Origin of the sequence: Haemophilus sp. HN_Hi08 (genome assembly GCF_049824455.1) — a bacterium.
GTDB classification, from domain to species: domain Bacteria; phylum Pseudomonadota; class Gammaproteobacteria; order Enterobacterales; family Pasteurellaceae; genus Haemophilus; species Haemophilus influenzae_D.
Genome location: NZ_CP187493.1, coordinates 1465656 through 1489477, shown reverse-complemented (window position 1 = coordinate 1489477; position 23822 = coordinate 1465656). Strand labels below are relative to the sequence as shown.

General features: G+C 37.1%; 21 protein-coding genes and 1 pseudogene. 16 read left to right on the top strand and 6 right to left on the bottom strand.

Annotation, left to right across the window (positions count from 1 at the left end; translation table 11 throughout):
* Positions 1-90: 90 nt before the first annotated feature.
* Complete coding sequence (gene ycaO, locus ACPT8O_RS07310) at positions 91-1854, bottom strand: 30S ribosomal protein S12 methylthiotransferase accessory factor YcaO (RefSeq protein WP_021035065.1); 1764 nt, start codon at positions 1852-1854, stop codon at positions 91-93.
* 170 nt (positions 1855-2024) lie between these two features.
* Here ycaO and ACPT8O_RS07305 point away from each other — a divergent pair.
* A pseudogene (locus ACPT8O_RS07305) lies at positions 2025-2096 on the top strand (carboxymuconolactone decarboxylase family protein); the annotation flags it as partial.
* 171 nt (positions 2097-2267) lie between these two features.
* Positions 2268-2969 carry a hydroxyacylglutathione hydrolase gene (gene gloB, locus ACPT8O_RS07300; RefSeq protein ID WP_021035067.1) on the top strand — a complete coding sequence of 234 codons (702 nt, stop codon included), beginning with the start codon at positions 2268-2270 and terminating at the stop codon, positions 2967-2969.
* A gap of 49 nt (positions 2970-3018) precedes the next feature.
* On the opposite strand, the gene tehB is transcribed toward gloB, so the two are convergent.
* Together tehB and metG are read right to left on the bottom strand one after the other, a co-directional pair.
* Positions 3019-3879: an SAM-dependent methyltransferase TehB gene (tehB, locus tag ACPT8O_RS07295; protein ID WP_021035068.1), complete on the bottom strand. Its 861-nt coding sequence runs from the start codon at positions 3877-3879 to the stop codon at positions 3019-3021.
* A gap of 110 nt (positions 3880-3989) precedes the next feature.
* The gene (metG, locus tag ACPT8O_RS07290) at positions 3990-6038 is read right to left on the bottom strand and encodes a methionine--tRNA ligase (RefSeq protein WP_021035069.1); all 2049 of its coding nucleotides are present in this window, start codon (positions 6036-6038) and stop codon (positions 3990-3992) included.
* A 150-nt stretch (positions 6039-6188) separates the two neighbouring features.
* On the opposite strand from metG, the gene apbC reads away from it, so the two are divergent.
* Entirely contained in the window at positions 6189-7301 is a 1113-nt protein-coding gene (gene apbC / locus ACPT8O_RS07285) for an iron-sulfur cluster carrier protein ApbC (protein WP_021035070.1), read from the top strand.
* A 46-nt stretch (positions 7302-7347) separates the two neighbouring features.
* Here the strand turns inward: apbC and ACPT8O_RS07280 are convergent, their stop codons facing one another.
* Complete coding sequence (locus tag ACPT8O_RS07280) at positions 7348-8010, bottom strand: NAD(P)H-dependent oxidoreductase (protein WP_061725087.1); 663 nt, start codon at positions 8008-8010, stop codon at positions 7348-7350.
* A gap of 116 nt (positions 8011-8126) precedes the next feature.
* Between ACPT8O_RS07280 and ACPT8O_RS07275 the strand changes: the two genes are divergently transcribed.
* Entirely contained in the window at positions 8127-8801 is a 675-nt protein-coding gene (locus tag ACPT8O_RS07275) for a cytidylyltransferase domain-containing protein (protein ID WP_021035072.1), read from the top strand.
* 80 nt (positions 8802-8881) lie between these two features.
* Here the strand turns inward: ACPT8O_RS07275 and ACPT8O_RS07270 are convergent, their stop codons facing one another.
* Entirely contained in the window at positions 8882-9625 is a 744-nt protein-coding gene (locus ACPT8O_RS07270) for a YdcF family protein (protein ID WP_021035073.1), read from the bottom strand.
* A 131-nt stretch (positions 9626-9756) separates the two neighbouring features.
* Here ACPT8O_RS07270 and lsgA point away from each other — a divergent pair, with 131 nt between their 5' ends.
* The 6 genes from lsgA to lsgF are packed head-to-tail and all read left to right on the top strand — an operon-like array spanning position 9757 to position 15432.
* Positions 9757-10962 carry a lipooligosaccharide flippase LsgA gene (gene lsgA / locus ACPT8O_RS07265; RefSeq protein WP_005692107.1) on the top strand — a complete coding sequence of 402 codons (1206 nt, stop codon included), beginning with the start codon at positions 9757-9759 and terminating at the stop codon, positions 10960-10962.
* Positions 10959-11873, top strand: coding sequence for a lipooligosaccharide biosynthesis sialyltransferase LsgB (gene lsgB / locus ACPT8O_RS07260; RefSeq protein ID WP_005667132.1), 915 nt, complete (start codon positions 10959-10961; stop codon positions 11871-11873). Before lsgA ends, lsgB begins: the two co-directional genes overlap by 4 nt.
* A 1-nt stretch (position 11874) precedes the next feature.
* Entirely contained in the window at positions 11875-12936 is a 1062-nt protein-coding gene (gene lsgC / locus ACPT8O_RS07255) for a lipooligosaccharide biosynthesis family 4 glycosyltransferase LsgC (protein ID WP_005692105.1), read from the top strand.
* An 11-nt stretch (positions 12937-12947) separates the two neighbouring features.
* Positions 12948-13721, top strand: coding sequence for a lipooligosaccharide biosynthesis galactosyltransferase LsgD (lsgD, locus tag ACPT8O_RS07250; RefSeq protein ID WP_021035074.1), 774 nt, complete (start codon positions 12948-12950; stop codon positions 13719-13721).
* Positions 13722-13732: 11 nt separating this feature from the next.
* Complete coding sequence (lsgE, locus tag ACPT8O_RS07245; RefSeq protein ID WP_021035075.1) at positions 13733-14614, top strand: lipooligosaccharide biosynthesis N-acetyl-glucosamine transferase LsgE; 882 nt, start codon at positions 13733-13735, stop codon at positions 14612-14614.
* Between the two features lie 14 nt (positions 14615-14628).
* Positions 14629-15432 (top strand): lipooligosaccharide biosynthesis galactosyltransferase LsgF, encoded by an 804-nt coding sequence (gene lsgF, locus ACPT8O_RS07240; RefSeq protein ID WP_021035076.1) that lies wholly within the window; start codon positions 14629-14631, stop codon positions 15430-15432.
* A gap of 58 nt (positions 15433-15490) precedes the next feature.
* On the opposite strand, the gene ACPT8O_RS07235 is transcribed toward lsgF, so the two are convergent.
* Positions 15491-16258 carry a TOBE domain-containing protein gene (locus ACPT8O_RS07235; protein WP_021035077.1) on the bottom strand — a complete coding sequence of 256 codons (768 nt, stop codon included), beginning with the start codon at positions 16256-16258 and terminating at the stop codon, positions 15491-15493.
* A gap of 137 nt (positions 16259-16395) precedes the next feature.
* Here ACPT8O_RS07235 and modA point away from each other — a divergent pair, with 137 nt between their 5' ends.
* The 6 genes from modA to ACPT8O_RS07205 all read left to right on the top strand — a co-directional run bounded on the left by modA (position 16396) and on the right by ACPT8O_RS07205 (position 23808).
* Positions 16396-17160 carry a molybdate ABC transporter substrate-binding protein gene (gene modA, locus ACPT8O_RS07230; protein WP_021035078.1) on the top strand — a complete coding sequence of 255 codons (765 nt, stop codon included), beginning with the start codon at positions 16396-16398 and terminating at the stop codon, positions 17158-17160.
* Between the two features lie 120 nt (positions 17161-17280).
* Entirely contained in the window at positions 17281-18009 is a 729-nt protein-coding gene (gene modB, locus ACPT8O_RS07225; RefSeq protein ID WP_041175314.1) for a molybdate ABC transporter permease subunit, read from the top strand.
* Positions 17996-19051 (top strand): molybdenum ABC transporter ATP-binding protein ModC, encoded by a 1056-nt coding sequence (modC, locus tag ACPT8O_RS07220; RefSeq protein WP_021035080.1) that lies wholly within the window; start codon positions 17996-17998, stop codon positions 19049-19051. Before modB ends, modC begins: the two co-directional genes overlap by 14 nt.
* Positions 19052-19305: 254 nt before the next feature.
* Positions 19306-19947: a fimbrial protein gene (locus tag ACPT8O_RS07215; protein ID WP_021035081.1), complete on the top strand. Its 642-nt coding sequence runs from the start codon at positions 19306-19308 to the stop codon at positions 19945-19947.
* Between the two features lie 78 nt (positions 19948-20025).
* On the top strand, positions 20026-20733 hold the full coding sequence (locus ACPT8O_RS07210; RefSeq protein WP_021035082.1) for a fimbria/pilus periplasmic chaperone: 708 nt from the start codon (positions 20026-20028) through the stop codon (positions 20731-20733).
* A gap of 492 nt (positions 20734-21225) precedes the next feature.
* Positions 21226-23808 carry a fimbria/pilus outer membrane usher protein gene (locus ACPT8O_RS07205; protein WP_021035083.1) on the top strand — a complete coding sequence of 861 codons (2583 nt, stop codon included), beginning with the start codon at positions 21226-21228 and terminating at the stop codon, positions 23806-23808.
* Positions 23809-23822 lie beyond the last annotated feature (14 nt).

The following is a 23822-nucleotide window of genomic DNA, read 5'->3' as shown; positions in this document are numbered from 1 at the left end:
GGGGCGCTTTTCTTTTGCCTAATTTTCTTTGGCGAAACAAAGAAAAGTAGGTCGTACTTTCAAGAATTGAAAGTACGAAATAAGCCTAATTTATTTTTGATGTGTTCGCTTCGCTTTCTGCAACTTCCCATAAGCCTTTAGCAACGCTTGATGCTCCTTAAAGTTTTCCAAATTTTCATCACTTGCAGGAAGATTGTAGAACGGATTACCCCCTTCAGAGACAGCAACCCAAGCTTGTTTAACTGCATCTTTGCCATACATTTTCTCAAACACTGAACGATATTGCGCTGGGTCACGATTTTGATCTAAATGTAATTCAATGATGGAAATTAATGCACGGTAATAATTCACACGTTCTGTGGTGAATACGGAGCTGTTCATATTAAGCGTCCAGTTTGCCCAATCTAATGCTTGTTCTAATTCGCCTAATGCAAGGTGAAGCATAGATTTTAATTCGCCCACGCGTAAGGTTGTCCAGCCGCTATTTTTAGGTGCAACGATACCGATAAATTCACGCACGCGAGTTGCATCGTCAATATCTTGTCCGTCTAATTCTTCTAATAACTCTTGATAGGTTTCAGCATCGTGATGCCAGTTTGGTAAATCGAGTAAAATTTCGCGCCAGTCCATGCCCATATTGTTGTTGGCGTAAATTAAATCGTCTGCAGGATAAATATCAGACATACCTGGCACAATAATACGGCACGCATATACATCTAAATGGTTGTAATCCATTACGTAAACTTCTTTTTCATCCGCATGGAAAATCGCCATTAAATTATTGTATTCTTCTTGTGTTGTACCGCTGAAATCCCAATCAGCAAATTCATAATCTGGTGTTTGTTTAAATAAATCCCAAGAAATTAAACCGCTCGAATCAATAAAGTGGGTTTCTAAATTAGCGTGTTCAGCCACATCATCGTTATTGAAAGATGGCGGAGAGAAAACATCTAAATCTTTCAAACTGCGACCTTGTAAAAGTTCAGTCACCGTACGTTCTAATGCCACTTGGAAATTTGGATGTGCACCAAAAGAGGCAAAGCAAGTGCCGTTATTTGGATTGAGTAGCACCACGCAAATAACAGGGTATTTTCCGCCGAGTGAAGCATCAAAAGCATAAATTGGGAAGCCTTCTTCCTCTAATTTTGCAATGGAAGCCTGAATAGATGGATAGCGATCCATCACAGATTTTAGAATTTCTGGCAGACTGATTGCTTCAGCGATAATTTTGTTTTTCACATAACGCTCAAAGACTTCTGACAAGCCTTGCACGCGTGCTTCAAATTTTGTATTGCCTGCAGACATGCCATTTGAGACATAAAGGTTGGCAATAATACTTTGTGGAATGTAAACGGTTTGCTCGTCTGATTGCCGAACATAAGGCATCGCCACGATCCCACGATCATAATTGCCAGATTGTAAATCGACTAATAATTCAGGCGTAAGCTCGGCATTAGGATCAAAATAATCCAATAAATAATCATCTAAAATGCCATTAGGCAGTAAAGCATCATCTTCAATCGGGAACCATTTTTCATTGGGATAATGCACAAAATCGCTGTTTGCAATCTCTTGCCCTAAATAGAAATCAGCAAAGAAATAATTAGTGGAAAGACGCTCAAAATATTCGCCAAGGGCAGAGGCTAACGCCGCTTTTTTGCTTGCCCCTTTACCATTTGAAAAACACTGTGGGCAGTCTTTATCGCGAATATGTACAGACCACACATTTGGCACTGGATTCAACCAAGATGCCTCTTCAATATTAAAACCAAGTGCGGTCAATTTTTGCTGAAATTTTGCAATGCTATCTTCCAATGCGGCATCTTTGCCAAGGATAAATGTTTGTTCAGACATAAAGTACCTTATTAATATCGTTAAAAATTGCCGTATTCTAGCAAAATTTGATCGTTAGTTATAACTTTCTAATCTATAAAGTGCATTTTATTTCTTTTTATTTATTGAAAAACCTTCGTATTATTTCTCACACAAAACATATCTATTTATATTTATTTAGGAGAAACATAATGTCTAAATTTCAAATTCATACTGTTGAAACTGCGCCAGAAGCTGCAATCGAGGCTTTAACTGCGGTAAAATAAGTTTATTTTATTTCTAGTGGCTTAGGCGACTTTTCTTCATTTGGTTATTTTAGCCTAAATCAAATTTTTAGTTGTTATCTAGGATAACTCAAAAAAGAAAAATTTGGTCGCGTTGGCATTCCAGTTTACAATCATTTTATTCCTCCATCACAAATGAAAAGGACGATTATGTTATTTGCTTTGCCTGCGCTGAATGATAACTACATTTGGCTTTATCAACGAGAAAATCTGCCTCTTATTATTGTAGATTTGCCTGAAACGGACAAGCTGTTTGCGTGGTTAGATAAACAAAATGTAAACATTGAAGCGGTGTTGCTTACTCACGAACACGATGATCATACACAAGGTGTGTCGGCATTTAAAAAACGTTATCCAACAGTGCCGATTTATGGGTCGCAAGAATGTGAGAAAAAAGGTGCAACTCAAATTGTGAACGAAGGGAAGATCCTTACCACACATTATCAAATTGATGTCATTCCGACGGGTGGACACACTAAACAGCACGTTAGTTTTTTAGTGGATAATCATTTGTTTTGTGGCGATGCGTTATTTTCTGCAGGTTGCGGACGTGTTTTCACAGGTAATTATGCGCAGATGTTTGAAGGTTTACAGCGTTTGAATGCATTGCCTGACGAGACGATTGTTTGCCCTGCTCACGAATATACATTGGGAAATTTAGCATTTGCGGAAATTGTGCTGGTGGAAAAAAGTGCGGTAGAAAAGCAGCGTGTTTTTGTTGAAAAACAGCGAGCTGAAAATAAACCAAGTTTGCCGACAACATTAAAACTAGAGCGAGAAATTAATCCGTTTTTACAAGCAAAAAGACTTGAAGAATTTACCGCACTTCGCAAGGCCAAAGATATTTTCTAAGTGATCTTTTTTATTGAGGCAAAGTGCGGTGATTTTTTAAATTAGCAGATTATTTCTTTTTTGCTAACATCGTGGCAAATTTCATTTTAATGCGATTGCCGTTTTCATCGGTTTTGTGTAATTCGCCCATATTTTCGTCATATTCTAAGAATTCCCAATCTTTGTAATATTCTTTTAATTCATTTTCAGCAAAAGTGAAAGAGAACGGAAGTGGGCAAGGCATATCATCAGTAGACATAGCGGCAACGATTAAGTTATACCCGCCAACATTGGTGTGTTCTTGCATATTTTTAATGATTGACGGCACACGTTCACGATTTAAGAACATAAACACTACCGTTGAAACAATAAAATCGTAGTTTTCTTGAATGTTGGCGGAATTAATGTCGTAAAGTGCGGTAGAAATATTAAGGTTTTCTTTCTCTTTGGTTTCATTTAAAAAGGCAATGCTGTTTTCATTGTGATCCCAAGAGGTTACATCATGGCCTAATAAACTTAAATAAAGTGAATTACGCCCTTGTCCACAACCTAAATCTAATACTTTACAAGGCGAGATAATTTTTGCTGCATCCACTACATCACCGTGAGTGGCTGTCATGTTGTATTTTTTACTGAAATAATCTTCTTTTTTGCAATAGAAACCTAGGGTGCATTCTAAATCATCAGAAAGCGCTTCAACACGATGCCATGCTTGAGGTTCAACAAAAGGAATCTCGCTTTCTGGGGTGAAAATATGCTCAGCAATGACATCGCCATTTTCGGTTAGCTCATAAAATTTGAGCTTACCTTTTAATACAGTTAATTTTCCCCAAGTGCCGACTTTTGTGTTGTGCTTTTCTTGGAACATTTGTGGCAACTTGTCTTTTGTCCACACTGGCATTTGTTTATAGCAAATTAATTCGTTTTTCATAATATTCTCCAAACAGATAAATAGTTGAGTGTTATAGTAGGTTATAAGTCACCTATTTTCAACAAGAAAATAAAAGGGCAACGTAATGTTGCCCTAATTAATAGAATTGATTATTTTACTTGCATACCTGCGGTAACACCACTATCGGCAGATAACAAGAATAAATCACTACCGCCTGTTCCTGCGGATAGAATCATTCCCTCAGATACGCCGAATTTCATTTTACGTGGTGCAAGGTTTGCCACCATAATCACAAAACGACCTTCTAATTCTTCAGGCTTATTATAAGCCGTTTTAATGCCAGAGAAGACTTGACGAGTATGATCGCCAAGATCCAATTCAAAACGTAAAAGTTTATTAGATTCTGGCACTGCTTCGCATTTCAATACTTTTGCTACACGCATATCAAGTTTAGCGAAATCATCAATGGTGATGGTTTCAGCAATAGGTTCAACAGCAGAAAGTGCGGTTGGTTTTGCTTCAGTTTTTTCTGCTGCTTTATTGGCTGCTGCAAATAAGGCTTTAGTTTCTTCCACAACGGCATCAATTTGTTTTTTCTCTAAACGAGAGAATAAGGCTTTAAACGGCGCAAGAGTATGAGCAAGTAATGGTTGATGAATATTATCCCAACGTAATTCAGCTTGTAAGAAGGCTTCTGCACGCTCAGCCAGTTTGGGAAGAACAGGTTTTAAGTAAGACATCAACACGCGGAAAAGCTCAATTCCCATTGAACATACGGCTTGCAATTCTGCCTCTTTGCCTTCTTCTTTTGCAATCACCCAAGGGGCTTTTTCATCAATGTATTTATTGGCTTTATCCGTTAATGCCATAATCTCACGAATGGCTTTATTGTATTCACGGCTTTCGTAATAAGCGGCGATTTGCTCGGCTTGGGCGGTAAATTCTGCAAATAATGATTCATCTTCCAGTTTATCCGCAAGTTTGCCTTCAAAGCGTTTCGCAATAAAGCCGGCATTGCGTGAAGCCAGATTCACTAATTTGTTTACAATATCCGTATTTACACGTTGTACGAAATCTTCAAGGTTAAAGTCTAAATCTTCAATGCGATCATTTAATTTTGCCGCATAGTAATAACGCAAACATTCAGGATCGATATGATTCAAATAAGTGCTGGCTTGAATGAAAGTCCCGCGAGATTTTGACATCTTCGCCCCATCCACCGTGACATAGCCATGAGCGAACACATTAGTCGGTTTACGATAGCCACTGCCTTCAAGCATTGCAGGCCAGAATAGACTGTGGAAATAAACGATATCTTTACCGATGAAATGATAAAGCTCTGCATCACTGCCTTCCGCCCAAAATTCGTTGAAATCAATGCCTTCACGCTCACATAGATTTTTGAATGACGCCATATAGCCGATTGGCGCATCTAACCAAACATAGAAGAATTTATCTTTTGCACCTGGAATTTCAAAACCGAAATAAGGCGCATCGCGTGAAATATCCCATTGTTGTAAACCGCTTTCAAACCATTCTTGCATTTTGTTCGCAATTTCAGATTGAAGTGAGCCAGAACGAGTCCATTCTTTTAACATCCCTTCAAATGCAGGCAAGTCAAAGAAAAAGTGTTCAGATTCTTTTACGATAGGTGTTGTGCCAGAAACAGCTGAACGAGGATTAATTAAATCCATTGGGCTATAAGTAGAAGCACACACTTCGCAGTTATCGCCATATTGATCTTCTGCTTTACATTTCGGGCAAGTGCCTTTTACAAAACGATCAGGCAAGAACATATTTTTTTCAGGGTCGAATAATTGAGAAATAACTTTGCTTTTAATAAAGCCATTGGCTTTGAGTTTATTGTAAATTTCTGCGGTGAGCTGTTTGTTTTCTTCGCTGTGAGTGGAATGGTAGTTATCAAAACTAATATTGAAACCTGCAAAATCACGCACGTGATCGGCTTTTGCTTTAGCAATTAATTCTTCAGGTGTAATGCCAAGTTTATCAGCATTCAACATAATCGGTGTGCCGTGCGCATCGTCCGCACAGACAAAATGGATTTTATTGCCACGCATACGTTGAAAACGCACCCAAATATCCGCTTGGATATGTTCTAACATATGGCCTAAATGAATTGCCCCATTGGCATAAGGCAAGGCACAAGTGACTAAAATTTTACGGGGTTGAGTTGTCATTTATTATTCTCTTTTTTAGCATACAAAAATTGTGCTTATCTTACTTTAAATAGGGGATTTTTTCTAGTTTGAAAAACTTTAACTTAACATACCGCACTTTCCGTGATTAAATATGCCCGACAAATTTACTCTACTAAACAGGAAGTTATTATGGCAACCTACTTTTCTGATAATTTGACTGCCGAGCAGCAAAATCAAGTTCAGCAGATTATCCAACAATTTCAGCATCCAACCCTGCAAAAGGATCTGATTGCGCTTAATACTTTGAAAAAAGTGGAAAAGGGTGGCGATACTTTACGCATTGAATTGCAATTACCTTTTGCGTGGAATTCAGGTGCAGAACAATTAAAACAAGCGGTTTCAGATGCGTTGTTGAAAGCAACAGATTGCAACGCAATTAAATGGGCGGTGACTTATCAAATCGCCACACTTAAACGTGCAAATAATCAACCAGCCGTAAAAGGTGTGAAAAATATTATTGCTGTGAGCTCTGGCAAAGGCGGCGTAGGAAAATCATCGGTTTCTGTTAATCTAGCTTTAGCATTACAAGCACAAGGCGCACGTGTTGGGATTTTAGATGCGGATATTTATGGGCCTTCTATTCCCCATATGTTAGGCGCAGCGGATCAACGTCCAACTTCGCCAGATAATCAACACATCACCCCAATTAAAGCACATGGTTTGTCTGCAAATTCCATTGGCTTTTTAATGAATGAAGATAGCGCAACAATTTGGCGTGGCCCGATGGCGAGCAGTGCATTAAGTCAATTATTAAATGAAACCCTATGGGATAGTTTAGATTATCTTGTTATTGATATGCCTCCTGGCACTGGCGATATTCAACTTACCTTATCACAACAAATTCCTGTGACTGGTGCAGTAGTAGTGACAACCCCACAAGATATTGCTTTGCTTGATGCGGTGAAAGGTATTTCAATGTTTGAGCGAGTCTCTGTGCCAGTGTTGGGTATTGTGGAAAATATGTCGATGCATATTTGTAGTAAGTGCGGTCATCACGAAGCGATTTTTGGCACAGGCGGTGCAGAGAAAATGGCGGAAAAATACAATGTGAAAGTATTAGCTCAACTTCCTTTGCATATTCGTATCCGTGAAGATTTAGATGCAGGCAACCCGACCGTTGTGCGAGTGCCTGAAAATGAAATTTCACAAGCGTTCTTACAACTTGCAGAAAAAGTCTCTACAGAACTTTACTGGCAAGGTTCCGTAATCCCAAGCGAGATTTTATTTAAAGAAGTGAAATAATCAAAAAAGATAGGGCTGCATTTACAGCCCTTTTTTAATGGGATTTTTACCCCACCCATCTCACCACTTCATCCAACCCTTTACGGGATTTTTTCGCAATATCGCGTGAGCGATAGCCAAAGGTTGCGACGACAGAAACCGCATATTCTTGAGGATCGAATAATCCTTCTTCGGCGAGGCATTCATTCATTTTGTCGTAATGAAAACCTTCAATTGGGCAAGAGTCGATGCCAAGGGCTGAAGCTCCAGTAAGCATATTTGCAAGGGCGATATAAGTTTGTTTACTGCACCAATCAAATAAAGTGCGGTCGTTTTCGAGTAATTTCATATCTTCTTCTTGCAGGGCTTTGTATTTTGCGAGGGCGGCTTGTTGTTGCTCTGCGTTCAAGCCTTTGCGCGCCATCACATCCACAAAAAATGGACTATCATAACGGGCATTTTTCTTCGCGAGAATTACCACAAGATGACTGCAATTATCAAGCTGATTTATCATTCCCCAGCTAAAAGGTTTCATTTTTTCGCGTAAGGTTTTATTTTGAATCACTAAAAATTTCCAAGGCTCAGAGCCTACAGAACTCGGCGATAATCGACCGCACTCTAAAATACATTCAAAATCTTCATCACTGATTTTTTTTGTTGGGTCGTAATAACGTGTTGAGCTACGTTGATGGAAGAGTTCAAGAACTTGTTCACGAGTAAGTTGAGTCATTTTATTTCCTCTTTGTTAAACAAAAATGTGGTGCCATATTAAAGATTAGTTTTTGCTAAAACAAGGGAAAGATTCTAGAATAGTCAGCGCTTTTATCACAGAGGGTGAAAATAATAATGACAAGAATTGCAATTATTCCTGCGAGAGCGGGTTCTAAAGGCATTAAAGACAAAAATTTACAGCTTGTGGGTGGTGTTTCTTTGGTGGGGCGTGCGATTTTGGCAGCGCAAGAATCGGGTATGTTTGATCAAATTGTCGTGACATCAGACGGCGAAAACATTTTAAAAGAAGCTACAAAATATGGTGCAAAAGCAGTGGCACGCCCTGAAAGTTTGGCACAAAGTGATACACGCACCATTGATGCGATTTTGCATTGCTTAGAAACACTTAATATTTCACAAGGTACTGCCGCACTTTTGCAACCAACCAGCCCATTGCGTAATGCTTTAGATATTCGTAATGCAATGGAAATTTTCCTTGGTGGCAAATATAAATCGGTGGTTTCCGCTTGCGAATGTGAACATCATCCTTATAAATCCTTCACTTTAGAAGGCACCGAAGTTCAGCCTATTCACGAATTAACCGATTTTGAAGCCCCTCGCCAAAAATTACCGAAATCTTATCGTGCAAATGGCGCAATTTATACTAATGACATCCAAAGTCTCTTTGAAGAAAAACGCTTTTTTATTGCTCCCATGCGTTTTTATTTAATGCCAACCTATCGTTCCATTGATATTGATTCCACACTTGACTTGCAATTAGCCGAAAGTTTAATTTCAAAAGAATTCTAAAAAAATTGACCGCACTTTGCGGTCTTTTTTATGTCTATTTTGTTTATTTACATTTAGAAAAGAGGATTTTTACAAGTAAATTATTCTACGTAATGGGCTTTCCAATAACCAATCCACTCTTTTAGTAAAACCATATTGCTATTTAACGCACCTAAGTCAGGAACAAAAGATTGTGCAGATAGATTTCCTTTGCTGCTATAGCTTGCCGCTGCAGCAGGAAGTACATCAAATCCTTGTTTTTCAAAAAGGTATTTGGCTCGTTTCATATGCCATTGATTTGTCACTAAAATAATTTTTTGAATATTATTTTTAACTAAAATAGTTTTAGTGAAACTGGCATTTTCTTCCGTATTACGGGCTTTATTTTCGATCCATTTCGTTGGCACATTAAAGAATTGGTTAAGTTCTTTTGCCATTAAGTCGCCTTCAGAAATGCCTATCAAAGAATAGCCAGTAGTTAAAATAGGCAAGTCCGTTTCTTTTTGTAAAAATGCCGCATAACGTAAACGTTCTAGTTGTGGTGAGCCAGAAGCCGTTTCTGCATACAGCTCTTTGGTTGGGTAAGATCCACCGCCTAATATGACGATGGCTTGAGCTTGTTTATAGTCATCTAGGGTAAGGGCTGGCGTGTCATCATTATCTGTTAGCAATAAACCAGTAAAAGGTGTGCTTATGATATAAAGCCAAGTGAAACTGATAAGCGCAATAAATTTGGCTAATTTTTTGAAATGAACAAGATAAAGAATCGCTGCAATAATCAGTAACACAAAGGTATTAAAAGGTGGTGCGATAAATGCGGTAAGAAGTTTTCCTAGTTCTAACATAGATAAGATCCTTGATATAGAGCGGTTTCATTATAATGATTAGTCATAGCTTGTCTATGTTGATTTTGTTAAAATAAGCCCTTATTTTTGATAAACAAACGCTCGAATTCATCAAAAGTGCGGTGATATTTATGAAAGTTTTTAAAGACAGTGTCATTTACCTTGTTGGGGAATTATCGTCAAAGTTAGTTCCTTTTTTACTTTTGCCTTATTTATCGCGTAAATTAGGCGTAGAGGGTTATGGCTCACTTTCTTATTATCAAACTTTTTTAAGTTTATTTTTAATTGTGGTTTCTTTAACCCAAGAAGGCGCAATTTCCCGTTATTTTTATTTTTACGGAAAACGTTCATTAAATTTAGTAGTAAATACTGGCTATGCTTATACCACGATAATTGGCAGTATTATTTTAATGGGTTGTTGGATTGCTCAGTCTGAAATATTATTTTATACCGCACTTTCCTCAATTTTTCAGTCTTTCTTAAATGTTCAGTTAAGCGTGAGACAATGCCAGAAAAAGGCTTGGTCTTATACTTTTATTCAATTTTCACTCACTGTTACTGGTGCGGTATTTACCATCGCATTGCTCGAGTATTATCAAAATGATCTTATTGAAAAAAGAATTTTGGCAATTTTATTAAGCAATTTAGTTGTTTGGTTTTTTTCTTATTTTTTTTACAGAAAGAATGCAACATCTAAAAAATATCAATTTAAACATTATCAATCCGCATTATTTTATATTTTAGGATTTGGATTACCGCTTGTTTTACATTATGCAAGTTTTTTCTTAAAAGGGCAGTTAGACCGTATTTTTATTTATCACAAATTCAGTGAAACAGATTTAGGGCTTTATGCCATGGGGGCTCAACTTGCTTTAGTTGTCTCTATTGCTATTCAAGCACTTAATAAAGCGATCATTCCTTATTTTTATGAAGCCTTGAAACAAAAAAAATTAGTAATTCAACAATTACATAAATGGGCGTTATTTTCCTTTTTGCTGATACCTATTCCTGCCTTAATCATGTGGATTATTCCTGAAAATGTACTAGTTTGGGTTTTAGGTAGTCAATTTGTGGGAACGAAATATTATTTTATTTTATTTTTAATTTCGACCACATTAAGTATTCCTTATTTGATTTTAGTTAATTATCTTTTCTATTATGGAAAAAATAAACTTATTTCCCAATGTTCGGTTTTATCTACAATCATTTATGTAGCTAGCCTTGTGGTTTTAACTTTTACAGAAATTAAATATATCCCTTATGCTGGAATTATTGGTTCGCTTTCCATTATTCCTATTCTTTATTTTATGACATCTAAAGTGAGTAAAACCCTATGAATCTCATTCTTTGTTGTACACCATTGCAAGTATTAATTGCGAGAAAAATAATTGAATTACATCCTAACGAGCAATTTTTTGGCGTCATGTTTGGTGGTGTATGGGATAAAAAAAGAACCTTGTACGCGAGTAAATTAGCGGAAGTTTGTAGTGATTCGGTGAACATTGATACGGGAAAAGATCTAAAAGGTTTCGATTCTCTCAAGTTAATGCGCCAGCTTAAGAATAAAATTACGCACAAAGGTTTTGATAAGGTTTTTCTTGCCAATCTTAATTCATTATGGCTACAAACTTATCTTAGTCATATTTCATTTAAAGAGCTTTATACCTTTGATGATGGCTCGGATAATATTTTCCCACATCCTAATTTATTGAGAGAGCCTGACACGTTTAAATATAAACTGATTAAAGCCTTTATTGGCGATAAATATAGTGTAAATAAGTTATTTAATAAAATAAAAAAACATTATACGGTTTATCCTAATTACAAAAATATTGTTTCTAATATTGAAGCGATTTCCCTATGGGATAATAAAGTAGATTGTGATATAGATGGCGAAGTCTCATTTTTTATTGGGCAACCATTATTAAATACAAAAGAAGAAAACATCTCATTAATAAAAAAATTAAAAGATCAGATTCCTTTTGACTATTATTTCCCTCATCCAGCAGAAGATTACCGAGTGGATGGGGTAAATTATGTTGAATCTGAATTAATTTTTGAAGATTACGTATTTAAACATTTATCAAATAAAAAAGTAATTATTTATACGTTCTTCAGTTCTGTTGCATTTAATTTATTAAGTCATCCTAATGTAGAAATTCGTTTTATTAGAACCAGTATTCCAAGATGGCAATTCTGTTACGATTCATTCCCTAAGCTTGGATTAACGATTTATAAGGAAATTTAAGATGAAAAAAATTGGTTTCTTTATTATGAATATCGAAAGTGCGGGGGGAACGGAGCGCGTTTCCATTAATGTTGCTAATGCTCTTGTTAAACAGGGATATGATGTTTCTTTTATTAGCATTGGCGGTAATAAGCCTTTTTTCCAAGTCGATGAAAAAATTAATATTTACGCAATGAATAAATTGCCCTATTCATTGAAAAAAGACTATTTTTCTATCACAAAAAAATTAAGAGAATTGGTTAAAGAATTGCAGCTGGATACCTTAATTGTGGTTGATGGTGCAATTATGCTTTTTTCTGCTTTGGCGTTGGTCAATTTACATATAAAGCATATTTTATGGGAGCATTATTCTTTTAACTTTACTGGCAATCGTCTTGTTCGCACACTCGGTAAATATTTAGCTGTAACAACTTGCGATAAAATAGTTACATTGACAGAAGCAGAAAAAACGCAGTGGCAAGAAAAATTTAAAACGAACAATATAATCAGTATTGCTAATCCAAATACGCTTTTGCCAAAGAATAAATTAGCAAAATGGGAAAATAAAACTATTTTATCTGTAGGTCATTTATTTTCTTATAAAGGTTTTGATTATTTATTAAAAGTTTGGCAAGTTTTGGCAAAAAAATATCCAGATTGGAATTTAAAAATAGTGGGTTCTGGAGAGGAAGAAGAAAATTTAAAAAAACTTGCTAAAGCATTGGATATTGAAAATTCAGTTAATTTTATTCCTCGAACCAATGATGTCGCTTTTTATTATGAAAGCAGTTCAATTTATTGTTTACCTTCACAAACAGAAGGCTTGCCTTTAGTGCTTATTGAAGCAATGGCATTTGGTTTGCCCATTGTTGCTTTTAATTGTTCATCGGGCGTAAAGCAATTAGTTGAAAATAAAACAAATGGATTTCTTTGTGAAAAAAATAATATTGCAGAAATGGTTAATGCTTTAGATTTATTAATCAATAATCCTGAACTTTATCTGCAAATGTCAGAAAAATCTCGTGTAATCAGTGAAGATTATGGCATTGAGAAAATTATTGAAGAATGGAAAAGGATTTTATAAGGAATAATTTTATGTTAAAAAAATATTTGATCTCTTTAGATAAAGATATTCAGCGTCGGGAATTATTCTTTTCTCAAAAAAACACAGAGGATTTCCAAATTTTTTCTGCCATTAATACCATGCAAAAAGATTGTAATGAATTAGCTACTATTTTTAATATTGAACAATTTAAAGCACATTATGGACGTAATGTCACTAAGGGCGAAATCGGCTGTACCTTAAGCCACCTTTCTGTGTACCAAAAAATTATTGAAGACAACGAAATCTCTGAAGATAGCTACGCATTAGTTTGTGAAGATGACGCTTTATTCCACCCAAATTTTCAGCAAAATTTAACCGCACTTTTATCAGAAAAACTTGAGGCTGAAATTATATTGCTTGGGCAGTCAAAAATTAATAATTTCAATGATACTGATTTAGAAATTAATTATCCGACAACTTTTTCTTTTCTATGCAAAAAAACAGGCAATGTAAATTACGCTTTCCCTTATAAAAGTTATTTTGCTGGCACGGTGAGCTATCTTATTAAAAAATCAGCGGCAAGAAGATTTATCCAGCAAATTTCTCAAAACAAACCATTTTGGTTAGCGGATGATTTTTTACTCTTTGAACAGGATTTTAATATAAGAAATAAAGTGGTTCGCCCTCTTATGGTTATTGAAAATCCTGTATTGATAAGCAATTTAGAAAGTATTCGTGGATCTTTATCTAATAATTTGTTTAAAAAATTAATGAAATATCCATTTAAAAAAATCTTTGCGATTAAGAAAAATTTGGCTAATTAAAGGAAGGAATTATGTTAAGCATTATTGTGCCTTCTTATAATCGAAAAGCAGAAGTGCCAGCTTTATTAGAAAGTTTAACTCAACAAACATCAAGTAATTTTGAAGTGATTATTGTGGATGATTGCTCGAAAGACCCCGTTGAAGTGACACAATCTTATCCATTTGTGGTAAAGGTCATCCGTAACGAAACCAATCAAGGTGCAGCAGAAAGTCGTAATATTGGCGCGCACGCATCAAAGGGAGATTGGTTGCTTTTTCTCGATGATGATGATCGGTTTATGTCGGAAAAATGTGAAAAAGTATTACAAGTTATTGAGCAAAATCCGGACATTAATTTTATTTATCATCCAGCTAAGTGTGAAATGGTCAATGAAGGGTTTACTTATGTGACTCAACCGATTGAACCACAAGAAATCTCGACAGAACGTATTTTGTTAGCCAATAAGATTGGCGGCATGCCAATGGTTGCAATTAAAAAAGAGATGTTTCTAAAAATAGGTGGATTATCCACCGCACTTCGTTCTTTGGAAGACTATGATTTCTTATTAAAACTACTACAAGAGCCGAGTTTTACCCCTTATAAAATTAATGAACCACTGACTTATTGTACTTTCTATACTAAACGTTCAAGTGTGTCTACGGATACTACCAATACGCAAAAAGCCATTGATTATATTCGCGAGCATTATGTGAAAACGGTAGAGCAAGCTCGTAATTTTGATATTAACGCGAGCTATATTTTGGCTTATCCCCATATCATGAATTTATCGCGTAAACCGGCAAAATATTACTTTGATATTTTTAAGAAAACAAAAAGCATTAAGCAATTGATTATTACTTTGGTTATTTTAATTTCGCCAAAATTAGCCATTAATTTAAAACGGTTTATGTAGGAAAATAAAATAAAATGAAATTTTCAGTCCTTATGTCCTTATATATTAAGGAAAATGCTCAATTCTTGCGGGAGTGTTTTGAAAGTCTTGTGGCACAAACTCGTCAAGCAGATGAAATTGTATTGGTTTTTGATGGCGCAGTAACGCCAGAATTAGAATCCGTTGTGACAGAATTTGAAACAAAACTGCCACTAAAATTAGTTAAATTGCAGCAAAATCGAGGATTAGGCAAAGCCTTAAACGAGGGTTTATTGCATTGTGCTTATGACTGGGTGTTCCGTATGGATACCGATGATATTTGCGTGCCTGATCGTTTTGAAAAGCAAGTGGCGTTTATTGAACAGCATCCTGAGACCATCATTTTTGGCGGACAAATTGCTGAATTTGGTGAAAATGTCAATGATATTGTGGCATATCGTAATGTGCCAACGTCGGATCAAGAAATTATCAAATTTACGCAAAAACGTTGTCCATTTAATCATATGACGGTGGCATATCAAAAAATTGCGGTCATTAATTGTGGTGGATATGAAGATCTTCAAGAAGATTATTATTTGTGGATAAAACTTGTTGCACAAGGTTTATATGTGGCGAATTTGCCAGATATTTTAGTTTATGCGCGAGTCGGAAATGGCATGGTGAGTCGCCGCCGTGGTGTCAATCAAGCCAAAGCAGAATGGCGTTTGTTCAAATTAAAATATCGTTTGGGTATTCAAGGTTTGTTAGCTGGATTATTTACTTTTGCATTGCGTTTTGGTTCCCGTTTATTGCCAACCTCGTTATTGAAAAACCTTTATCAAACTTTTTTACGTAAATAGGAAATCCGATGAAATTGAATATGGTATTTAAAATTTGAGTATTAACTATACATTGAAATTACCCCAGCGTCGCTAATATAATTTGCTCTTGATCAATATAAATCCAAACCTGTTGCCCGATTTGCCATTGATTAGGCTGGTGGACGGTGGCACAAAATTCAATGTCGCTTTCAGCAAATTGAAAGATGGCTTCTTCTTCATTGAGTGATTTGATATTTACGGGGAACTGGTTCGGTTGATTTGCTAATGGTTGTTCACTGATTTTTACCCAAGGTGCTTTGAACATCAACATCACTTCTTTTTCTGTAATCAGTTTCAAACGCGCCGAGCTTTTTGTGGTAATAGAAACTTGCAACGGTGTTGGCAAGCCTTGCACATTCACATCCACGACACAACGGGCGTCAATAATTCTCTGTTGTGCCACTCGCCCAAAAAATTGATTGCGCGCGCTACTTTGTAAAGAAAAACGTGCAGTTGCCGTGAGCAAACTATCTAACGGTACGGATTCATCTTGTAGAATATGAAAAGCGTGTTCTTGCGTACGTTCTAATAAATCATAAAGCTGTAGCAAACGTTCGGCATAAGTAGTAAGTGCCGTGCCTCCGCCATTTTTTCCGCCTGTATTTCGTTCAAGCAATGGGCGAGGGCTGATTTTATTCATTGCTTCTAAATGATCCCACGCACTTTTATAGCTCACTTTTGCATTTTTCGCTGCTTGATTAATCGAACCGCATTGTTGAATTTCTTTGAGTAAACGTACTCGTTTTGGATCGATAAAAAGTGCTTGTTGAAGTTTAATCGTGAGTAAAATTTCGGTGTTTTTCATTTTGCTGTCCTTAAGTAATCCTAAGTGGTAAGCCTAAGCGTTATATATTTTACTAAATAATTTTTCTTTTGCTATATGATTGTTATTTATTTCAATATATAATTAAGTAGATAACGTTTAATCATAGGAGATGATTTATGAAAAAATTAACGAAAATTTCAACCGCACTTTTAATCGCAGGATTAGGCTTTTCTTTTGCGGCATCCGCTAAAGTGACTGTATTTGCAGCAGCTTCAATGACAGATGCTTTACAACAAGTTGCAAAAGATTACGCAAAACAAAATCCGAAAAATGAAGTAGTGTTTTCTTTCGCGTCTTCTTCAACTTTAGCAAAACAAATTGAAGAAGGCGCGCCAGCAGATATTTTTGTCTTTGCAAGCAATAAATGGATGAAATATCTTTCTGAAAAAGATTTAACTGTGAAAGAAACCGAAAAAGTTTTAGTGGGTAATGATTTAGTTTTAATTGCACCAGCAAAAAGTGCGGTAAATTCTGTGGATATTGCAAAAGGCGAATGGATTAATGGGTTAAAAGACAGTTATTTATCTGTTGGCGATCCTGCGCACGTGCCTGCTGGTCAATATGCAGAAGAAGCATTAACCAAATTAAATTTATGGGATAAGGTAAAAGATCGTTTAGCACGTGGAAAAGATGTGCGTGGTGCATTAGCTTTAGTTGAACGTGCAGAAGCACCTTACGGTATTGTGTACAGCACTGATGCAAAAATTAGCCAACAAGTTAAAACAGTTGCAGTGTTCCCGGCAGATAGCCATAAACCAGTGGTTTATCCTGTTTCTATTGTAAAAGGTCATGATAATGCGGATTCTCGCGATTTCTTGAAATATTTAGAATCAGATGCAGCGAAGAAAGTGCTTGTAGGGTATGGTTTCTCTGCAAAATAAGGTGGCATTTTAACATTTATTAAGGGCAGATATTTCTGCCCTTTGTTATTAGCGTTATTATATCTCTCGTAAATGTGGGATTTTTCCCATTAATCAGGCATTTAAACAGAGGCTATTTATTTGATTACCCAATTTTTTTCATTTTTCAATTTGACGCCAATGGAAATCTCAGCGATTAATTTAAGCCTGAGTGTCGCCGTCAGTTCTATGCTTTGGAGTTTGCCGTTAGCCATTTTTGTCGCGTGGCTTTTAGCGCGCAAAAACTTCTATGGAAAATCTCTGATTACTGGCGTAATTCATTTGCCTTTAGTGTTGCCACCAGTGGTTATCGGTTATCTATTACTTGTGGCAATGGGACGAAATGGTTTCATTGGCAAGTATTTATATCAGTGGCTTGGCTTATCTTTTGGTTTTAGTTGGAAAGGTGCGGTACTTTCCTCTGCAGTGGTTGCCTTTCCGTTGGTTGTTCGTGCGATTCGACTTTCTTTAGAAAATATTGATATTAAATTGGAGCAAGCGGCACAAACACTCGGTGCTTCCGCTTGGCGTGTATTTTTTACAATAACCTTGCCGCTTTCTTTACCTGGGATTTTAGCTGGGCTGGTTCTTGGTTTTGCACGATCATTGGGAGAATTTGGTGCGACTATAACCTTTGTGTCGAATATTGCAGGCGAAACTCAAACCATTCCCCTTGCGATGTATTCTTTTATTCAAACACCCGGTGCAGAAGAACAAACCGCTCGCTTATGTTTATTTGCTATCATTCTTTCATTGATTTCTTTGCTATTGTCAGAGTGGTTGAGCAAGCGAATGCAGAAAAAATTAGGACAAGGAAATGTTGCAGATTAATGTAAAAAAACAGCTCGGGCAACTTGCCTTGCAAGCGAATATACAAGTGCCAGATCAAGGCGTAACCGCAATTTTCGGTTTGTCAGGCTCAGGCAAAACATCGCTGATTAATCTTGTCAGTGGCTTGATACAGCCAGACGAAGGATTTATCCGTTTAAATGACCGCACTTTAGTGGATATGGAAACCCAAGAATGCTTGCCGACTCACTTGCGTAAAATTGGCTATGTGTTCCAAGATGCGCGCTTATTTCCTCACTATACCGTAAAAGGAAATTTGCGATATGGCATGAAAAATGTCTCGCAAGATGATTTTAATTATATTGTGGATCTTCTCGGCATTACTCACTTATTAAAGCGTTATCCGCTCACTCTTTCTGGTGGAGAGAAACAACGTGTGGCAATAGGGCGTGCGCTGCTGACTGATCCTGATATTTTACTGATGGACGAACCACTTTCTGCCCTTGATGTTCCCCGCAAACGCGAGCTAATGCAATATTTGGAACGTCTTTCTAAAGAAATTAATATCCCGATTTTATATGTTACACATAGCTTGGACGAATTGTTGCGTTTAGCTGATCGCGTTGTGCTGATGGAAAACGGTATTGTGAAAGCCTATGACAGCGTAGAAAAAATTTGGAATAGTCCTATTTTTGCCTCTTGGAAAGGGGAAAGCGAACAGAGTGGTGTACTTGCCTTGCCCGTTCATTTGCATAATCCTCCTTATAAAATGACCGCACTTTCCTTAGGCGAACAAGCACTTTGGATTCATCAAGTTCCCGCGAATGTAGGCGAGCGAGTACGAGTTTGTATTTATAGTTCAGATGTTTCTATCACGCTGCAAAAGCCAGAACAAACAAGCATTCGTAATATTTTACGTGGTCAAGTCACACAAATTGAGATACAAGATTCTCGAGTAGATCTTGCTGTATTCGTGGAAGGACATAAAATTTGGGCAAGTATCAGTAAATGGGCGCAAAATGAACTGCGTTTTGCTGTTGGGCAAGATGTGTATGTTCAGATTAAAGCGGTTTCGGTGATGTAGTAAACGCTTTACTGAATAAAACACTAATATGACATAATATAAAAAACGCTTGTAGTGTATATTACAAGCGTTTTTTTTTGCTTAACATCTAGAAAAATAAAGAAATTTATCAAAATACCTTAATATTTATACAGCTTGCATTTTTTTTTTTTTTTTTAGAATGGGTAAGTTTTTACTCTAAATTATCGGGTTTAAACGTGGTCATCCAATCTAGGATGAAATTTATTCTAAAGTTTTTATATAGGATTTTTAAAATGAAAAAAACAATCTTAGCTTTATTAGCATTAGGGGTATTTGGTGTTGCAAATGCTGCCTATGATGGTAACCCAGTAACAAAAGTTGGAGATGTAATTAAAACTCAACGTGCAGGAGCAGATGCTGCTACTAATAGTCAAAGTAAAACTCACGCTAAAATTACTGTCACTGGTGAAGTTGTCGCAAATACTTGTGAAATTAAATCGGAAGATAGAGACCGAACGGTTGAGTTGAAAAAAGTAGGTAAAAACCAATTAGTTAAAGCTGGTGATGTTGCGGCTGATAAATTGGTGCAAATCCGTTTGGAAAATTGCAACAAAGGAACGCCTAACGAAGCTGGTACAACTAATACAGTCACTGTGCAATTTAATGCAACGGATAAAATTGATTACTATAACAATGGTACTTTAAAAAATCAGGAGCAAACAGATAAAGCTACAAATGTCAATATCCAATTTGCGAACCTAGATGGATCTTCAATCCGTCTTGGAGAAGAAGATAGTCAAAATAAATTAAAACCTGTTACAACTGCGGATGGTGCGACACACGTAGTTCAATTTGTAGCTCGCTATTATGCAACAGGTCAATCTACAGCAGGTAAAGTAAAAGGCGAAGCTGAATTAGACTTAGCATACGAGTAATCAAAATATTACGTTTATTCCCTTGCCCACCTTTTGGTGGGCTTTTCGGTGTCATTATTTATGCTAAGAGAGTGATGTATGTTGTCCTTTTCTAAAAAATCTATTTTTATTTCTGCAATTTTATCTTGTTTATTTGCCACCTTTTCTGCTCAGGCTAGTGTGATTATTCTGGGTACGCGTTTAATTTACCCAGGGAATCAAAGTAGTCTCAATGTGCAATTGAATAATCAAGATAGTTCCCCTGCTTTGGTGCAAAGCTGGATTGAAGACAAACAAGGCAGTCAAGCACAGGTGCCATTTATTATTACACCACCCGTCACGCGTGTGGAGGGGAATCAAGGGCAAACCTTGCGTATCACCTTTACTGGCACACAAGCTTTACCACAAGATCGCGAATCGCTTTATTATTTTAATTTATTGGATATTCCACCCAAACCAAGTAAAGCCTATTTAAAAGACAACCCGAATTATTTGCAGTTTTCGGTGCGTAGCCGTTTAAAACTTTTTTACCGCCCAAGCAATTTGCCTTATCCACCAGCAGAAGCCTACAAAAAAGTCACTTGGCTTGCCAAAGGAGGCAAACTTTGGGCAGATAATCCAACACCTTATTATTTAACTTTCACACAAGCCACAGTTGGTGGTAAATCCGCCCCTGAAGCCGTGATGGTCGCCCCTTTTAGCCAAGGCGAATTTGACGTAAAAGGTGTAAATAACGGACAAAAAGTGAAATGGTCGTTAATTAACGATTATGGAGGCGATGTAGCAGGCGAATCAACCATCAATTAACCGTACGCCCCCTCAATTGTACGCTGAGCTAACGTAGGGTGGGCGTAAGCCCACGCGTTTAACTCAAATGGTTATGATTGGTCATATTCACTTTACCGTGGGCTGAGCTAATGTAGGGTGGGCGTAAGCCCACGCGTTTAACTCAAATGGTTATGATTAGTCATATTCATTTTACCGTGGGCTTACGCCCACCCTACGAAGTGTTGGGGTGATGCGATGAATATATTCACTTTACCGTGGGCTTACGCCCACCCTACGAGGTTTTGGGGGATGTGATGAAATGTATTCATTTTACCGTGGGCTTACGCCCACCCTACGAGGTTTTGGGGTATGCGATGAAATATATTCAAGTAATGGATACGCACAATATTTAATGTTGTGAGAGTGATTAATGTAGGGTGGGCGTAAGCCCACGCGTTTAATTCAAATTGTTATCGTTGATTATATTCATTTTATCATGAGCGTAATCCACGTAATTATTAACGAGGTATTATGAGAGAATTTTCTTTTAATCCGCATTTAAGTCTAATTGGTTTTTTAATTGGATTGGCTTTTTTTCCCTTGTATGCAAAGGCGGAAAACGTACTAAATACACCAAAAGAAAGCTTGAATGTAGAAGATGAAGATGTGGAATTTAGTGCTGGCTTTTTGAATATGGGCGGTAATGGTTCTAACATTGATGTTACACGTTTCCAACAAAAAAACAGCGTATTACCTGGAGAATACCCCGCTGCTGTTTGGGTAAATGGCAAAGAAAAAGGCGAAATGACATTGCGTTTTCGTGATAATGAAAATGCAAATATACCTTTTGCACAGCTTTGTTTTACCCCTGAATTAGAAGCCTTGTTGGATTTAGAATCAGCCGCGATCAAACGCTCCCCAAGTGAGAATGAGTGCGTGTTTATTCAAGAAGCTATTCCTGACGGGAAAGCGGTATTTAACACAGGGCAACAGCGTTTAGAATTTACGATTGCACAAGCCTTAACCATCAATCGCCCTCGCGATTACATTTCGCCAAGCCGTTGGCAAACAGGCGATGTGGCAGCGTTTGCTGATTACAATATTAACCACAGTCGTTATGCAAACCAAGGTTCGCAATCTTCGCAAATGTTTTTAAATTTGCGAACAGGGGTTAATTTAGGTAACTGGGCATTTCGTCATTCTGGTTCAAAAAGTTGGAGCCAAAGTGAAGGTCAAAGCTACAATACGCCATACCAAACTTACGAAACCTATGTACAGAGAGATTTTGCACCGATTCGTGGGCTGGTTACTTTAGGCGATTTTTATACATCTGGACAAGTGGTCGAAGGGTTTGCATTACGTGGTATTGATATTTCCTCTGATGATCGAATGCTCTCGCCATCACAACTTGGTTTTGCGCCTCGTGTGCAAGGTATTGCAAATAGTAATGCCGTAGTGAGCATTTATCAAAATGGCAATATCATTTATCAAACTAATGTCACGCCTGGGCCTTTTGTGATCGATGATCTTTATTCTAGTGGCTATAACGGCGATCTCACGGTGGAAATCAAAGAGGCAGACGGCAAAGTGCGGTCATTTATCGTGCCGTTTTCTAATGTTGCCCCTCTAATTAGAATGGGACAATTCCGCTATCAACTCGCTGCAGGGCGTTATCGCAGCGGGGAAGAAATCTATCCTGATAATGTCGCACAAAGTATGTTGCAATATGGTTTGTATAATAATATCACTATTAATACAGGTGTGACTTATAGTAAAAATTACTTGTCAGGTGCGTTAGGGTTAGGATTGAATACCCCGATTGGTGCGTTTTCTGTAGATAGTACTTGGACTCGTAGTACCTTTTTGCCGCACAGTCTTGTGGATGAAAATGGTGCAATGAACACACAGCCAAGCGTGAGAAAAGGTTATAGTTTACATGGTAATTACAGTATTAATTTTAACCGCACTCGCACCAATATTACGCTAGCAGCCTATCGTTACTCTTCTCGTGATTTTTATAGTTTAAGTGACGTGATTAATGCGAATCATGTCATTGGGAAAAGCTTTTTTTCTGTGTTATCGCCTCGTCCTAAAAATCAGTATCAACTATCCATTATTCAAGATTTTGATAAATGGGGAAGTTTATATTTAGTTGGCGCAACGCGTAATTATTGGAATAAATCAGGCAGTTATCATCAATATCAACTCTCTTATGCGAATCGTTTTAAATGGCTAAGTTATCAAATCGGCTTTTCACAAACGATTGATCGACAAAGTGGGCAGCGCGATAACCAAATTTATTTGAGTATGAGTGTGCCGTTAGGTCATAACCATTCACTTTCGTCTAATTATGCACGTAATTCGGCAGGTAATAGCAGTAGCCAAATTGGTATCAATGGAAGTTTTGGTAAAAATAGTCAATGGAGTTATGGCGTATATGGCAACTCAGGACAAGAGGGATATCGCAATATGTCAGCAAATATGAGTTATCGTAATTCTTATTTCGACTTTGATGCTTCTGCCTCTAGAGATAATCGTGGATCTCGTCAAATGAGTTCTAATTTATCTGGTGTAGTGGTTGCACATCGCCACGGAATAACCTTTGGCGAATCTGTTGGCGACAGTTTTGCAGTGGTGCATGCAGATGGTGCAGCTGGTGCGGAAGTGAATAGCGGACAAGGGCAAATATTGGATTGGTTTGGTAATGCCATTGTGCCTTACACCCAGCCTTATCGCATTAATGAAATTGGTATCGATCCGCAAAATTTACCGCTAAATATTGAATTTGATGGTACGGAGAAAAAAATTATTCCGCGAGCCAATAGTATTCACGTGATTGATTTTGAAACCAAACGTAATCGCCTTGTACTATTTAACTTAACCCGCACTAACGCCGAATTATTGCCAATGGCATCAGAAGCTTATGACGAACAAGGGCAATTTGTCGGCTATGTGGTGCAAAATGGTGTGCTATTTGCTGGTGGTTTACAACAGCCAAAAGGCACAATCAAAGTTAGCTGGGGAAATGGCGAGCAAAACCAATGCCATTTTGATTACAGCGTGAATTTAGAGAATGCCACTCAAATGCAACAATATGAAAAAGTGTGTCAATAAATAGAGGATAAACC

Bases quoted from the DNA above. Each gene is read 5' to 3' on its own strand.
- ycaO (WP_021035065.1), bottom strand. From the start codon at position 1,854: ATGTCTGAACAAACATTTATCCTTGGCAAAGATGCCGCATTGGAAGAT.
- gloB (WP_021035067.1), top strand. From the start codon at position 2,268: ATGTTATTTGCTTTGCCTGCGCTGAATGATAACTACATTTGGCTTTAT.
- tehB (WP_021035068.1), bottom strand. From the start codon at position 3,879: ATGAAAAACGAATTAATTTGCTATAAACAAATGCCAGTGTGGACAAAA.
- metG (WP_021035069.1), bottom strand. From the start codon at position 6,038: ATGACAACTCAACCCCGTAAAATTTTAGTCACTTGTGCCTTGCCTTAT.
- apbC (WP_021035070.1), top strand. From the start codon at position 6,189: ATGGCAACCTACTTTTCTGATAATTTGACTGCCGAGCAGCAAAATCAA.
- ACPT8O_RS07280 (WP_061725087.1), bottom strand. From the start codon at position 8,010: ATGACTCAACTTACTCGTGAACAAGTTCTTGAACTCTTCCATCAACGT.
- ACPT8O_RS07275 (WP_021035072.1), top strand. From the start codon at position 8,127: ATGACAAGAATTGCAATTATTCCTGCGAGAGCGGGTTCTAAAGGCATT.
- ACPT8O_RS07270 (WP_021035073.1), bottom strand. From the start codon at position 9,625: ATGTTAGAACTAGGAAAACTTCTTACCGCATTTATCGCACCACCTTTT.
- lsgA (WP_005692107.1), top strand. From the start codon at position 9,757: ATGAAAGTTTTTAAAGACAGTGTCATTTACCTTGTTGGGGAATTATCG.
- lsgB (WP_005667132.1), top strand. From the start codon at position 10,959: ATGAATCTCATTCTTTGTTGTACACCATTGCAAGTATTAATTGCGAGA.
- lsgC (WP_005692105.1), top strand. From the start codon at position 11,875: ATGAAAAAAATTGGTTTCTTTATTATGAATATCGAAAGTGCGGGGGGA.
- lsgD (WP_021035074.1), top strand. From the start codon at position 12,948: ATGTTAAAAAAATATTTGATCTCTTTAGATAAAGATATTCAGCGTCGG.
- lsgE (WP_021035075.1), top strand. From the start codon at position 13,733: ATGTTAAGCATTATTGTGCCTTCTTATAATCGAAAAGCAGAAGTGCCA.
- lsgF (WP_021035076.1), top strand. From the start codon at position 14,629: ATGAAATTTTCAGTCCTTATGTCCTTATATATTAAGGAAAATGCTCAA.
- ACPT8O_RS07235 (WP_021035077.1), bottom strand. From the start codon at position 16,258: ATGAAAAACACCGAAATTTTACTCACGATTAAACTTCAACAAGCACTT.
- modA (WP_021035078.1), top strand. From the start codon at position 16,396: ATGAAAAAATTAACGAAAATTTCAACCGCACTTTTAATCGCAGGATTA.
- modC (WP_021035080.1), top strand. From the start codon at position 17,996: ATGTTGCAGATTAATGTAAAAAAACAGCTCGGGCAACTTGCCTTGCAA.
- ACPT8O_RS07215 (WP_021035081.1), top strand. From the start codon at position 19,306: ATGAAAAAAACAATCTTAGCTTTATTAGCATTAGGGGTATTTGGTGTT.
- ACPT8O_RS07210 (WP_021035082.1), top strand. From the start codon at position 20,026: ATGTTGTCCTTTTCTAAAAAATCTATTTTTATTTCTGCAATTTTATCT.
- ACPT8O_RS07205 (WP_021035083.1), top strand. From the start codon at position 21,226: ATGAGAGAATTTTCTTTTAATCCGCATTTAAGTCTAATTGGTTTTTTA.